Origin of the sequence: Billgrantia gudaonensis (assembly GCF_900100195.1) — a bacterium.
GTDB classification, from domain to species: domain Bacteria; phylum Pseudomonadota; class Gammaproteobacteria; order Pseudomonadales; family Halomonadaceae; genus Halomonas; species Halomonas gudaonensis.
Map to the genome: position 1 here is coordinate 23,982 of NZ_FNES01000020.1, position 13,507 is coordinate 37,488.

The window sequence follows — 13,507 nt, forward strand, 5'->3', positions numbered from 1 at the left end:
CTAGAGGTTCCCCATGAGCGCACGGGTGCTATCCAGTGCCGCCATGTAGCAGCGGTGCAACTGGTCCGGACGGGGCTCGTCGGGCATCTCTTCGATCTGGCGTTCATGGCTCTCGGCCAGGCTGAGCACGGCCGAGAGCGGGCCCTGCCTATCCTTCAGGGCGTGGATGATGGCCGCGTTCAGTGGCAGCTTGGCGAGCAGGGCGTCGCGATCTTCTTCCAGCAGGGCATCCATCAACGAGAAAAGGCCCGTGGTGAAGGCGTCCTCGGGATCGAGATCGGGAAAAGGCGCCGCCAGGTTGCGACACATGAAGGCGCGCACCAGGGCCATGCGCAGCACGATGCGTGACGAAGGCTGCAGGCTGGCCAGGGTCAGCGTCAGGATCAGACGTCGCAGCTCGATCAAACCGAGGATCTGCATGCCGCGGCGCAGGTCGACGACTTCCTTGCCGCCGCGATTGAAGTAGTGGGAATTGGCACGGCGCAGGATGGCGACGTGGAGGTGGGGCATCTGCACGACCAACTCCTGCAGCCGCTGCAGGTCGGTGTCTTCGTCGTAGAGCGCCTGGATCAGGCGGATCTGGGCGGCCTTGTTGCCGTGCCGGCCACGCGGGCGCGAGGTGAAGAAACTGGGCTTGGCCAGATAGTGGCCGTCGTAATAGCGGCAGCCCATGGCCTGATAGCGTGCGAGGGCTTCCGCATTGTCGATTCGCTCGGCCAGCAGGGCGAGGTCGGCCTCGGCCAGGCGCTTCAGCAAGGCTTCGTCGAGGTCGTCGGGCGAGCTCAACCGCACGATGTCGGTGCGTGGAAGCAGGGCATCGGGGGCGCGTGCCAGCAGGCTGGCTGGCAACTGGAGCCGATAGCCGCGTTCGCGCATCTCGTCCAGCCGCCCGAGCAGGTCGTCGGTCAAGTGGGCGTCGGTATCGATACCGATCACCAGTTGGCTGGCCGGGGTCGGCAGCAGCTCGGGACGACTGATCCATGACAATGGCAGCGTGACGAACAGCAGGCGTTCGGCAAGCAGGCCGGTGTCGCCGAGTTCGTAGACGGCGGCAGCCAGGGCGCGGGCGGTGGCGGCCAGGATGTCTTCGCTCTCGTCGCCATTTTGCTGGCGATACACGAGTCGATCGGCGACGTGGCGATGTTCACTGTCGTGGATGGGGTGGAGGGCAAGGGTGCAAGGATCGAGATCCCGTGACTCCGACATGCTGCATGGCTCCTTGCTGGATGCGGATGGGCGCGTGAGCATGATACGGGAAGACGGCGGCGGCGTCCTCTTCGATGTCCGCGCGCGTCAGTGGCGGGCAACATGCACGGGTCAGTCGTCGAGTGCCTGACGCAGCGCCTCCAGATGTGAGTCGAGGTCGCCAGCCAGTGCCTCCAGGGCAGGTCGGGCGTGAAAGTAGCCCTGCTGGTGAGTCAGGCCGTTGCGGGCCAGCCACAAGGCTTCGGCGCGGGTTTCGACGCCTTCGGCGATGAGTTCGATGTCGAGGTCGCCGGCGAGGGTCACCACGCTGTTCAGGATGGCCTGGCGGCGTGGGTCGCTGTCGCAGTCGCTGATGAGCGCCCGGTCGATCTTCAGGCGGTCGGGGCGTAGCACGGTCAGCAGGTCGAGATTGGCGTAGCCGTTGCCGAAGTCGTCGAGAGCGGTGGTGAAGCCGATGCGACGGTAGGTATCGATGATGTTGCGCAGATGCTGTTGGTCCTGCACCTGCTCGGTCTCGGTGATTTCGAAGATCAGGCGTTCGGCGGGCCAACCGACCTTTCTGGAAACTTCCAGGGTCGCCTGGATGCAGGCGCTGGGTTCGTAGACCGCATTGGGCAGGAAGTTGATGGAGAGGTGGCTGGTCATTCCCAGCCGGCTTGCCAGTTCGATGGCGCGGATGCGGCAGGCCTGGTCGAAACGATAGAGCAGCTTGGGCGTCACCTTGGAGATAATGCTGAAGGCCGACTCGCCGTTGGGACCGCGCACCAGCGCTTCATGAGTGGTCACCCGGGCCTGCGCCAGGTCGACGATGGGCTGAAATGCCATGGTGAAGTCGAAGGGAAGCGGCTGCTCGCAGCGGGGGCAGCTCTCATCGGCAGTGGTGAGGCATCGGCTCATCGAGGCTCCTGGGCGTATGGTGTTGGTGCAGCCGTAGTCGGGCGTCTACGCCATGACATCGGCCTTTTTGACGGAATCTTTAACGGATAGTCATGGACTTGTTCGAGATCAAGGACGATGCCGCTGAGCCGTTGCTGCCGAAGGTGGCAGCAGTCTAAAGTCTGGGGCCGTATCGCCGATATCGTGTTATCGAGAACGCGTGCCCTCGCAGTCTGGAGCCCTGAATGAACCCATCCACCATCATCGGCATGTTAGCCAGCATCGTACTGCTGGTCAGCGTGCTTTTCTTCACCGCCGAGTCGCCGCAGAGCTTCTTGAACCTGCCGGGTCTTGCCATCGTGCTGGCGGGCACCATGGCGGCCACCTTCATCAGCTACCCGCTGCGCGAGGTGTTGCGGGTGGTTCGTTTGGTGGGGTTGGTTTTCCGGCGCGAGAACACCTACACCCGCGACGACATCAAGGAACTGGTCGACATGGCCCGGCTGTGGTTCAGGGGCGACGTGCGGGCCGTCGAAGATGCGCTGGAGCGTACGCGCAACCCTTTCCTGCGTACCGGCATCCAATTGGTCATCGCCAATACCAAGGAGGAGGAGATCTTCGATCTGCTGCGCTGGCGCATCGCCCGGCTCAAGGCCCGCGAGCATGCCGAGGCGCAGATCTTCCGCACCATGGCGACCTATGCTCCGGCCTTCGGCATGATCGGTACCCTGGTGGGGTTGGTGAACATGCTGGAAGTGATGGAGGCGGGCGATCTGCATGTCATCGGGCCGCGCATGGCGGTGGCGCTGCTCACCACCTTCTACGGCATCCTGCTCGCCAATCTGGTGTTCAAGCCCGTTGCGGTGAAGCTCGAGCGACGCACCGAAGAGCGATTGATCGCCATGAACATGGTGCTCGAGGGAATATCGCTGATCACCAAGCGCCGCTTGCCCTCCTTCATCGAAGAGACGCTCAACTCCTTCGTGGCCAATTATCACGACGAGATTCGCGACCCCGGCCCGGGAAGCCAGAACGATCCGACCGAGGCCGGCCAGAATGCTTGACAGCACCACCCGTAACGCCTTGCAGCCTCCCCCGACCGGTGGGGGCGACGAGGAGGGGTGGCTGATGAGCTATCTGGACGTGCTGACGCTGCTCATCACCCTGTTCGTGCTGCTGGTATCGTTGATGGGCAATGGCGTTGCCAGCATGGGCTCCCAGGCCGGCGGTCAGTCGCGTCAGGCGGTCACGCCGGAGGCGCGGGTGGCGGCGATGATCGTAGCGGGACAGCTGTCGCCGGGAATGAAACCGCGCAACGATGGGCTGAAGCCGCGCTTTTCCGGCCTCGAAATCGACGGGGTGAGCGTTGCCGAGGGTGATCGCGGCATCACCCTGCGCATCGACGACAATCTGCTGTTCGACAGTGGCGATGCCCGGCTGACCGAGCAGGGCGAAGAAGTGCTCGGCAGCCTGCACGATACGCTGGCCGAGTTCGACGGCGAGGTTTCCGTGGAGGGGCATACCGACGACGTACCCATCTCCACGTCGCGCTTTCCTTCTAACTGGGAGCTTTCCACGGCGCGCTCCATCGCGGTTCTGCGCTTCTTGACCGAGCTGGGTGTGGAGGCCGAGCGGTTGCGTGCCGTGGGATATGCCGATACCCGGCCGCTCGAAAGCAATGACTCGGCGCAGGGGCGAGCCGCCAACCGTCGTGTGGAACTGCTGCTGCGCCAGCCTGCCGGCCAGTAGCCAGATCACTGCAACCGAGGAGTGTCCTTGTCGTCAGATAACGACATGCCCATGACCCACCGCTGGAGCGCCTGGCAGGCGATCGCCCTGTATGTGGCGGCGATGACGTGTCTGCTGGCGCTGTTGATCCTGTTGGTCGTCGTTGGTCAGACTGCGGACAGCTGGCTGTCCGATTGGCGTCACAAAGTGCTCGTGCTGTCCATTGGCTGGTTGTTGGTGGCCCTGGCCGGGCTGCTCGCGCTGGTGCACTATCTGCGCCTGCGGAAGACCGAGGCCGAGCTGATGCGCAGCGAACAGCGGCTGTGGCACATCAACCGCTCGCTGCAGGCAGAGCTGCGCATTGCCGCCATGGCGTTCGAAACGCACCTGGGGATGTTCATCACCGATGCGCAAGGCCGCATCCAGAAGGTCAACAGTACCTTCGAGGCGATCACCGGATATTGCGAAGCGGAGGTGCTGGGACGCAATCCGCGCATGCTCAATTCCGGTCGCCATTCGCCCGCGTTCTATCGCGAGATGTGGCAGAGCATCCATGACGAGGGATGTTGGCAAGGCGAGCTGTGGAATCGGCGCAAGAACGGCGACACCTACCCGCAGAGACTCACCATCAGTGCCGTGACCGACGACGCCGGTCGTGTCACCCACTACGTGGCGACCCTCAGCGACATCAGCACGCGCAAGGCGGCCGAGCAGGAGGCGCATCGCCTGGCCTACTACGATCCCCTCACCGGGCTGCCCAATCGGCGCATGATGATCGACCGCATCGGTCGTGCGCTGAAGACGCATGCGCGTACCCAGCAGCAGGGCGCCGTGCTGTTCGTCGACCTGGATGGCTTCAAGCACGTCAACGACAGCCTGGGGCATCAGCAAGGGGATGACGTGCTGCAGATGGTGGCCCGGCGTTTCGAGACGGTGTGTCGCGACGACGACCTGGTGGCGCGTATCGGTGGCGACGAGTTCGTGATTCTGGCGGAGGGACTGGGGGAGGATCTCGAGGTCGCCTCGCAGGCCGCCGAGCGCCAGGGCAGCAAGCTGCTCGGGGCGCTGGCCGAGCCGTGTCGGGTCGGTGAGCATCGCCACCCGGTGTCCGGCAGTATCGGCATCACCCTGCTCGGCGATGGCACCGGGAGCGTCGAGGAGTGCCTGCAGCAGGCCGAGATGGCCATGTACCAGGCCAAGCAGGCCGGGCGCAACACTCTGCGTTTCTTCGATCCCGTCATGCAGGCCGTGACGGTGCGACGGGCGATGCTGGAGTCGGACCTGCGGCAGGCGGTGGCGCGCGATCAATTGCGCCTGTTCTACCAGGTGCAGGTCGATGCAACGCAACGCGTGACGGGCGTGGAAGCGCTGCTGCGCTGGCAGCATCCGGAGCATGGCATGATTCCGCCCGGCGATTTCATCCCGGTAGCGGAGGAGAGCTACCTGATCGTTTCCATCGGACGCTGGGTATTGGAAACTGCCTGTCGACAGCTGGCCACCTGGGCGACTCGTCGAGAGACGTCGGGTCTGTCCATGGCGGTCAACATCAGTCCCCACCAGTTCCAGCAGCCCGACTTCGTGGCCGAGGTGGAAGCCACCCTGGAGGCCACTCGGGCGCCGGCCGAGCGACTCAAGCTGGAGCTCACCGAAACTCTGTTCATGGAAGAGCCCGAGATCGCGCGTGCCACGATGCGCCGGCTCAAGACGCTGGGCGTGCGCTTTTCCCTGGACGATTTCGGTACCGGCTATTCGTCGCTTTCCTACTTGAACCGGCTGCCCCTGGACCAGTTGAAGATCGACCAATCCTTCGTGCGGCCGCTGTTCGAGGACAGCGCCAACGAAGTGATTTCGGCGTCGATCATTCAGTTGGGCCGCAACCTGGGCCTCGAGGTCATCGCCGAAGGCGTGGAAACCGATGCACACTGCCAGTGGCTGGCGGAACAAGGCTGTGACGCCTATCAGGGCTATCTCTTCTCGCGTCCGCTGCCGCTCGATGAGCTGGAGGCGCTGCTGGAAGTGTCTGCTTGTACCACGGGCCGCTGACGATTCGGCCATGTCGCCGCGGCCCGTGGGGCTCAGTCCTCGACGCGACCCAGCAGTAGGAATTCGATCAGTGCCTTCTGGGCGTGCAGGCGGTTGCCGGCCTCCTGCCAGACCACGGCGCGTGGGTCGTCGAGCAGGGTGTCGCTGATCTCCTCCCCGCGGTGGGCGGGCAGGCAGTGCAGAAACAGCACGTCGGGCTTGGCACGGTCGAGCAGAGCCTCGCTGACCTGGAAGCCGGCGAAGTCGGCCTCGCGCCTGGCCTGCTCTTCCTCCTGGCCCATGGATGCCCAGACATCGGTGGTGACCAAGTCGGCGTCCACGACCGCTGACTGAGGATCGTGCACGACCGTCACCCGGTCGCCGGCAGCGTCGAGAATGTCCTGGCGTGGCTCGTAACCCGTCGGGCAGCACACGCGCAGCTGGAAGTCGAACCGGCGGGCGGCGTTGATCCACGAATGGCACATGTTGTTGCCATCGCCGATCCACACGGCCGTCTTGCCCTTGACGCTGCCGCGCCGCTCCGTCCATGTCATGACATCGGCAAGCAGCTGGCAAGGGTGGCAGTCGTCGGTCAGGGCATTGATCACCGGCACGTCGCTGGCAGCGGCGTACGCCTCGAGGCCCGCGTGGGAGAAGGTGCGTATCATCACGATGTCGACCATCTCGGCGAGTACGCGGGCCGTGTCTTCGATCGGCTCGCCTCGGCCGAGCTGGGTGTCGCGGGGCGAGAGGAAGAGCGCATGGCCGCCGAACTGGGCCATGGCGGTTTCGAAGGAGACGCGGGTGCGCGTCGAGGATTTCTCGAAGATCATCGCCAGAGTGCGGTTGGCGAAGGGCGCGTAAGTCGGCCCCTGGGCCCGCAAGCGGTTCTTGATGGTGATGGCGCGTTGGATGAGGTAATGCAGCTCGTCGCGACTCAGATCCAGCAGCGTCAGGAAATGGCGTGTCGCCATGGAGGTTTCTCCCACGAAAAAACCCCCATCCTAGCCAGCCGCCGGGGGATGCGCAATGCGCCCGGCATGGGTAGAATGTGGGCCATGAATAAAGGCCAAGCGTCGCACTCGGGTATTCCGATTGGCGGGCTTGGCACCCATGTGAAAGAACCGGGAGCGCACATGAGCACTACCATCGAGAACATTCAGCGCCAGATCAGCGAAAACCCGATCCTGATCTACATGAAGGGAACGCCGCAGCTGCCGCAGTGCGGATTTTCCGCCCAGACCGTTCAGGCACTGATGTCCTGCGGTGAGCGTTTCGCCTTCGTCAACGTCCTCGACAATCCGGACATCCGCGCCGAGCTTCCCAAGTACGCCAACTGGCCGACCTTCCCGCAGCTGTGGGTCGAAGGCGAGTTGGTGGGTGGCTGCGACATCGTCGCCGAGATGTACCAGAACGGCGAACTGGAAACGCTGATCAAGGAAACCGCGGCCAAGCACAAGGACGATCAGCCGGAAGGCTGAAGCTCGAAGAGCGGCGCTTCGCCTTTCTTACTCCTCTTCCATCCCCTGCTCGCGCTGGGCCTGGGCCCATCCGCCCAGGTCCTTGTAGCGGTTGACCATGGCGCAGAAGAGGTCGGCCGTGCGTTCGGTGTCGTAGCGTGCCGAATGCGCCTCCTGATTGTCGAAGGGGATGCCTGCGGCCTGGCAGGCACGGGCGAGTACGGTCTGGCCGTAGATCAGCCCGGCGAGGCTCGCCGTATCGAAGCTCGAGAAGGGGTGGAAGGGGTTGCGCTTGATCCCGCAGCGGGCCACCGCAGCATTCAGAAAGCCATGGTCGAAGGCCGAGTTGTGGCCGACCAGTACGGCTCGGGTGCAACCGTGGGCCTTGATCGCCTTGCGTACCGGCCGGAAGATCTCGCCCAGCGCCTCGGCCTCGGAGAGGGCGACGCGCTGGCGAAGCGGGTCGTTGAGCTTGATGCCGGTGAAATCCAGTGCCGACTGCTCGATGTTGGCCCCCTCGAAGGGGTTCAGATGGAAGGCGTAGGTGGCATCGGGCAGTAGATTGCCGTCTGGGTCCATGGTGAGAGTGACGGCGGCGATCTCCAGAATCGCGTCCCGCTGAGGGTCGAATCCCCCGGTTTCCAGGTCCACCACCACTGGCAGGAAGCTGCGGAATCTCTGGGCCATCAGGTCGCGGGCAATCGCCTCGCTCATGCACCTCTCCTCATCCATGCGCCGAAGTCGGTCGTCGAAAAGTGGACAGCAGTCTAGCAGGTTGGCAAGGGGCCGTCCCGCGCCGGTATTCGTCGCGCGGCTGCCACGCTATAATCTCATTCTTCAGTCGTTCATCACAAAGGAGCCCCGAATGTCCGATGTCAAGAAGGTCGTGCTGGCCTATTCCGGCGGCCTGGATACATCCGTCATCGTCAAGTGGTTGCAGGAGACCTACGACTGCGAGGTCGTGACCTTCACCGCCGACATCGGCCAGGGCGAGGAAGTGGAGCCGGCGCGTACCAAGGCTCAGGCGCTGGGCGTCAAGGAGATCTACATCGAGGATCTGCGCGAGGAGTTCGTGCGCGACTACGTCTACCCGATGTTCCGCGCCAACACCATCTACGAGGGCGAGTACCTGCTGGGCACCTCCATCGCGCGTCCGCTGATCGCCAAGCGCCTCATCGAGATCGCCAACCAGACCGGCGCCGATGCGATCTCCCACGGCGCAACCGGCAAGGGCAACGACCAGGTGCGCTTCGAACTGGGCGCCTATGCGCTCAAGCCCGGCGTGAAAGTGATCGCTCCGTGGCGCGAGTGGGACCTGACCTCCCGCGAGAAGCTGATGGCCTACTGTCAACAGCACGACATCCCGGTGGATTTCACTAGCCAGAAGAAGAAGTCGCCGTACTCCATGGATGCCAACCTGCTGCATATCTCCTACGAGGGCGGCATCCTTGAGGATCCGTGGGCCGAAGCCGAAGAGGACATGTGGCGCTGGAGCGTCTCGCCGGAAGCGGCCCCGGATCGTCCTACCTACGTCGAGCTCACCTACGACAAGGGCGACATCGTGGCCATCGACGGTGTGCCGATGAAACCCCACGACGTGCTCTCCAAGCTCAACGAGCTGGGTGGCGCCAATGGCATCGGACGTCTCGATATCGTCGAAAACCGCTACGTGGGCATGAAGTCTCGCGGCTGCTACGAAACTCCTGGCGGCAGCATCATGCTGCGCGCCCACCGCGCCATCGAGTCGATCACGCTGGACCGCGAGGAGGCCCATCTCAAGGACGAGCTGATGCCCAAGTACGCGGAGGTGATCTACAACGGTTACTGGTGGAGCCCCGAGCGGCGCATGCTGCAGGCCGCCATCGACGAAACCCAGAAGAACGTCTCCGGCGTGGTACGCATGAAGCTCTACAAGGGCAGCGCCACCGTGGTGGGGCGCAAGTCGGAGCAGTCGCTGTTCGACGAGTCGATCGCTACCTTCGAAGACGACGCCGGGGCCTACGACCAGAAGGATGCCGAAGGCTTCATCAAGCTCAACGCCCTGCGGTTGAGGATTGCTGCCGGGAAGGGGCGCCAGCAGGATTGATCGCCTGCATTGCGTCGTGCTCGCGCCGGCCCATCGGGCCGGCGCGCTTGCCTTGGGAGGTCATATGCTGAAGAAACTGTTGGGTGGTCTGTTCGGTAGCGGTGGCGATGCGTCGGGGAGTGCGGCGGCCGCCGAGCCGGTGGAGTATCACGGCTACCAGATCGTCTCCGAGCCGGTGGAGCAGGGCGGGCAGTACCGCGTCAGCGGCTGGATTCGCAAGCCCGGTGCCGAGGGCGAACTCCTCGAGCACCGCTTCGAGCGCTCCGATCTGGTGCCCGGTCGCGAAGCCTGCGACGATTTGATGGTGCGCAAGGCGCAGGTTTACATCGACCAGGTTGGCGAGGACATGTTCGAGCCGCGCTGAGCCCCTTCAGGCAATGGCAGCGAGATACGATGGAGGTCCGGGATCGGTCGTTCCTCGTTTTCCTGCGCCTTTCGCCCAAGTGCTGTCGGGTGGCGCTCTCGCTACACTTCAGTCATTGCCGATTGACGCGATGACCGGAAGTGTCCATGCGCCTGCTGCACCGAGCCTCCCCGTGGCGTGACCTATTCGCCGCCGATACGCTGCCCGACCCTCGGCGGCTCCCCGATCTGTTGGCGCCGTTGCGTTCGGCCCTGGTGGAACTCGGCCCAACGCCGACGCTCGCCGCCGGACATGCCTGGCAGGGGCGGCTGGTCGAAGCGCTGGAGCGTCTCGACCTCCCCGCCGGGCGCATCAGTCAACTGATCAGCGACCACAACGACTGGCTCTACCGGCGCGCCATCGAGCTCTCTCTCGACGAGATGGCCGGCCAGGGGTGGGGGCCGCCGCCGGTGGACTACTGCGTGCTCACGCTGGGCTCCGGTGCCCGTCACGAGAGCCTGCTCGGTCCGGATCAGGACAATGCCATGATCATCGGCGATTATCCGGATGCCCAGCACACGGAGGTCGACGGCTATTTCCAGACCCTCGGCGAGCGTTTCACCGCACGACTGGCCGAGGCAGGCATTCCGCTATGCAACGGCCACGTGATGGCGCGCTGGCCGATGTGGCGCAAGCGCCGTTCCGAGTGGTGCGAACAGTTGGCGATATGGACTGCGGAGCGGCGCGTGAAGCGTGTCCAGCAGGCCAACATCCTGCTCGACTTCCACCCCGTCCACGGCAGCGCCGGGCTGGCCGAGTCGCTACGGGACTACGTAGCGAAGCGGCTGCCGACAGCGGGGCTCTTCCTCGACGAGATGGCGGCCCTTCTCGAGGAATCGCCAGTGGCGCTGGATCGTTTCGGGCGGGTTGCCGGTGGCGGGGAAGGCGCTCCCCATGATCGCGCCGTGAATCTCAAGCATCAGGCCTTGTTGCCGCTGGTGGGGGCCGTGCGGCTGCTGTCGCTGCGTCATGGCGTGCGTCCGCCGGATACCCGACGGCGTCTTGCCGCTCTGGTGGCGAAAGGGGCGCTGCAGAGTCGTGAGGCGCGAGGCCTGGGAGCGGCGCTGGAGCGTCTGCAGGCACGACTGCTGGCCGCCCAGCGCCGAAGCCTGGCGGCCGGCGGCGGGGCCGATGGCTGGATCGACCTGGCGCAGTTGGAGGACGACGACCGCCTTATGCTGCGCCATGACCTGCAGTCGATCCGGCGTTTCGTTCGTCAGGTGACTCGCCGGTAGTGGTCGCTCGGTGACGTCTCGACTTGCGAAGCAAAGCGCTCCAGCGAATTCGATGGTCGACTTGGCTGGAGCTGGCCTATGATGCAGATGGGTACTCTGCCGGAACAAGAACATGATCCAGGGCATCGTTCTCTGCTTTGCCTTTCTCTTCGCCCAGTTGGCGGTATTGCACTGCATCGACCGTCGTCTTGACGGTGGGGCCAGCGATGCCCGCTCGACGACGGCTGCACCGCCTGTCGCTCGGCAGAACGAAGAGGAGAAACCGGGCTCGGAAGGCGGCATTTGATCGCACATGGGCGGATGCTGGCTCGCCATTGTGTCGCCTTGGCGATGGCAGAACGCTCTTCCGACCTGACTCAGGTCGGAAGAGCGGGGAAGGGGGCGTTGCCTGTTAGAACGCTTCCCACTCCGGTTCCGGTTGGTGAGCGAGACGCTGCGGGGCGGGCCTGGCCGCGGGTCGACCGGCAGCGGGAGCGGGAAGGGTCGCTGTCGGTTGCCGGGGTGCACGTTCGCCAGGTGTCGGCCCGCCGAGCACGAATTCCTTCATCAGGCCATCGAGTCGAGCGGCATTGTCGCGCATGGCGCCCGCGAGGCTGGCGCTCTGGTGCACCATGGTCGCGTTTTGCTGGGTCATGGTGTCCATCTCGGCAACGGCGGTGTTGACCTGCTCGATGCCGGCCGTCTGCTCGCGGGTGCCGGCGGTGATCTCGCCGATCACGTCGGTCACCTGGGTCACGCTCTCGCCGATCTCGCGCATGCGCTGTGCGACTTCCTTGACCAGCGTGTCGCCTTCACGGGTGTGCTTGACCGACGCGTCGATCAGGTTGCGAATGTCGTGGGCGGCCTCCGCGGAGCGACTGGCCAGAGTACGCACCTCGCCGGCCACCACGGCGAAGCCGCGTCCTTGTTCGCCGGCTCGGGCGGCTTCGACGGAGGCGTTGAGCGCCAGGATGTTGGTCTGGAAGGCGATGGCGTCGATCAGGCCGATGATCTCGCTGATCTTGCCGGCCGAGTCGCTGATGGCCTTCATCTTGGTCTCCATCTGCTCCATGGCACCGCGTCCTCGCTCCGCCGCGTCAGCGGCGTTGGTGGCCAGGGAACTGGCCTGCTCGGCAGCCTGAGCGGTGTGGGAAACCGTGGAGTGAATCTCCTCCATGGAGGCGGACGTCTCCTGGAGATTGGCGGCTGCCTGCTCGGTGCGGGAAGACAGCTCGCGAGTGCTGTCGGCCATGTCGCTGGCGCCGGCCAGCACGGTGTGGGCACTGCCGCGCACTTCCTGGAGGGTGCGTTGCATGCGCTCGACGAAAGCGTTGAACTGGATGGCGAGTTCGCCCAGCTCGTCACGGCTCACGACGTCCAGGCGGCGGGTGAGGTCGCCCTTGCCCTTGGCGATGTCGGCCATGGCGTTGGCAGTGTGCCGGATGGGCACGACCGTCTGGCGCGCCGAGAATCCCATGATCAGCAGCAGCGCTGCCAGGGTGAGCACGGCGGCGATCAGCAAGGCGGTCAGCAGATCGGTGGTGATGGCGGTGAAGATCTCGGTGGGCATCGTCACGCCGACGGTCCAGGGCGTGCCGGGGATGGGGTGCCAGAGTATCTGGTTGGCGCTGCCGTTCGGCAGAGTGGCCTGACCTTGTCCGGCCTGGCCGGTCAGCATTTGCCGGCCGAGTTCATTCATGCCGCGGTAACCCGCCTGGTCGGCCTCGGTCAGGTTAAGCGCCATGCGCGCTTCCTCGTCGGGATGGGCCACCAGAGTGCCGTGGCTGTCGGCCATCCAGCCGTAGCTGCCCTCGCCGACGTCGATCGCGGAGGTGATCTCGGAGACGGCGGCCATGGAGAGGGTGATGCCGAGCAGTCCGACGCGTTTGCCGTTGTCGTCGCGGATCGCCTCGGCGATGACGGCGGTGGGCTGGCCACTGATCAACGAGAGGACCGGATCGCCGAGCAGCCGGTCGACGCTGCCTTCCTCGACCAGCGCCTGGAAATAGTCGCGCTCGGAAATGTCGGCCCTGGCACCGGCATGAGTGATGACGTTGCCGCGGGCATCCGAGACGTAGAGCGATTCGATGGTGTCGCCGCCGGGATGGCGCTTGGCCAGCCAGTCGAGGTGCTGTCGGACGTTGCCGGGTTCGGCGAGTCTTTCGTCCTGGGCCAGGCCGGCAAGCCAGGTGCGATACCCCTCGATCCAGCGGCCGATCTCGGCCGCACGCCCTTCGACCTGGCGCAGGCTGGTGTTTTCCATCAGCGGAGGAATGGCGTTGTTGAGTTGATTGTTGACGATCCAGCCCAACGCCAGGAAGGCGAGCACGAGCGGGATGCCCAGTGCTGCCAACAGTTTCTGGGTCAGGGTCAGGCGTGACAGGATGTTCAATACGGTGCCCTCGGGTATTCTCGATTGCCATTGACGGTGCACCTGGCGGTGCAGGGTATGGGCTCGGCCTGGATCGATCGCCGCTCGAGCGGCGATCGATCCAGCCAGTATTGTCGTTAT

At 64.7% G+C, this 13,507-nt stretch carries 13 protein-coding genes; 8 read left to right on the top strand and 5 right to left on the bottom strand.

Annotated elements, in window-relative coordinates:
• Both BLP96_RS17775 and BLP96_RS17780 read right to left on the bottom strand, forming a co-directional pair.
• A complete protein-coding gene (locus BLP96_RS17775; RefSeq protein WP_176761559.1) occupies window positions 1–1,206 on the bottom strand; it encodes an EAL and HDOD domain-containing protein in 1,206 nt (401 codons plus the stop codon).
• 111 nt (window positions 1,207–1,317) lie between these two features.
• Window positions 1,318–2,103, bottom strand: coding sequence for an EAL domain-containing protein (locus BLP96_RS17780; protein ID WP_089688853.1), 786 nt, complete (start codon window positions 2,101–2,103; stop codon window positions 1,318–1,320).
• A gap of 224 nt (window positions 2,104–2,327) precedes the next feature.
• On the opposite strand from BLP96_RS17780, the gene BLP96_RS17785 reads away from it, so the two are divergent.
• The 3 genes from BLP96_RS17785 to BLP96_RS17795 are packed head-to-tail and all read left to right on the top strand — an operon-like array spanning window position 2,328 to window position 5,853.
• Complete coding sequence (locus BLP96_RS17785) at window positions 2,328–3,146, top strand: motility protein A (protein ID WP_089688856.1); 819 nt, start codon at window positions 2,328–2,330, stop codon at window positions 3,144–3,146.
• Window positions 3,139–3,831 (top strand): OmpA/MotB family protein, encoded by a 693-nt coding sequence (locus BLP96_RS17790; protein ID WP_089688858.1) that lies wholly within the window; start codon window positions 3,139–3,141, stop codon window positions 3,829–3,831. Before BLP96_RS17785 ends, BLP96_RS17790 begins: the two co-directional genes overlap by 8 nt.
• A 27-nt stretch (window positions 3,832–3,858) precedes the next feature.
• Window positions 3,859–5,853 carry a putative bifunctional diguanylate cyclase/phosphodiesterase gene (locus tag BLP96_RS17795; protein ID WP_143005135.1) on the top strand — a complete coding sequence of 665 codons (1,995 nt, stop codon included), beginning with the start codon at window positions 3,859–3,861 and terminating at the stop codon, window positions 5,851–5,853.
• Window positions 5,854–5,885: 32 nt separating this feature from the next.
• Here the strand turns inward: BLP96_RS17795 and argF are convergent, their stop codons facing one another.
• The gene (argF, locus tag BLP96_RS17800; RefSeq protein ID WP_089688862.1) at window positions 5,886–6,806 is read right to left on the bottom strand and encodes an ornithine carbamoyltransferase; all 921 of its coding nucleotides are present in this window, start codon (window positions 6,804–6,806) and stop codon (window positions 5,886–5,888) included.
• A 162-nt stretch (window positions 6,807–6,968) separates the two neighbouring features.
• On the opposite strand from argF, the gene BLP96_RS17805 reads away from it, so the two are divergent.
• Window positions 6,969–7,313: a Grx4 family monothiol glutaredoxin gene (locus BLP96_RS17805; RefSeq protein WP_089688865.1), complete on the top strand. Its 345-nt coding sequence runs from the start codon at window positions 6,969–6,971 to the stop codon at window positions 7,311–7,313.
• Between the two features lie 27 nt (window positions 7,314–7,340).
• Here the strand turns inward: BLP96_RS17805 and rnt are convergent, their stop codons facing one another.
• Window positions 7,341–8,006 carry a ribonuclease T gene (rnt, locus tag BLP96_RS17810; RefSeq protein ID WP_089688867.1) on the bottom strand — a complete coding sequence of 222 codons (666 nt, stop codon included), beginning with the start codon at window positions 8,004–8,006 and terminating at the stop codon, window positions 7,341–7,343.
• A 151-nt stretch (window positions 8,007–8,157) separates the two neighbouring features.
• Here rnt and BLP96_RS17815 point away from each other — a divergent pair, with 151 nt between their 5' ends.
• From BLP96_RS17815 to BLP96_RS20175, 4 genes are all read left to right on the top strand, one after another.
• On the top strand, window positions 8,158–9,378 hold the full coding sequence (locus BLP96_RS17815; RefSeq protein WP_089688869.1) for an argininosuccinate synthase: 1,221 nt from the start codon (window positions 8,158–8,160) through the stop codon (window positions 9,376–9,378).
• A 64-nt stretch (window positions 9,379–9,442) separates the two neighbouring features.
• A complete protein-coding gene (locus BLP96_RS17820; protein WP_089688871.1) occupies window positions 9,443–9,742 on the top strand; it encodes an HlyU family transcriptional regulator in 300 nt (99 codons plus the stop codon).
• 146 nt (window positions 9,743–9,888) lie between these two features.
• A complete protein-coding gene (locus BLP96_RS17825; RefSeq protein ID WP_089688873.1) occupies window positions 9,889–11,016 on the top strand; it encodes a DUF294 nucleotidyltransferase-like domain-containing protein in 1,128 nt (375 codons plus the stop codon).
• A gap of 112 nt (window positions 11,017–11,128) precedes the next feature.
• Window positions 11,129–11,302, top strand: coding sequence for a hypothetical protein (locus tag BLP96_RS20175; protein ID WP_176761560.1), 174 nt, complete (start codon window positions 11,129–11,131; stop codon window positions 11,300–11,302).
• A 105-nt stretch (window positions 11,303–11,407) separates the two neighbouring features.
• Here the strand turns inward: BLP96_RS20175 and BLP96_RS17830 are convergent, their stop codons facing one another.
• Entirely contained in the window at window positions 11,408–13,387 is a 1,980-nt protein-coding gene (locus tag BLP96_RS17830; protein ID WP_089688875.1) for a methyl-accepting chemotaxis protein, read from the bottom strand.
• Between the last annotated feature and the right edge of the window lie 120 nt (window positions 13,388–13,507).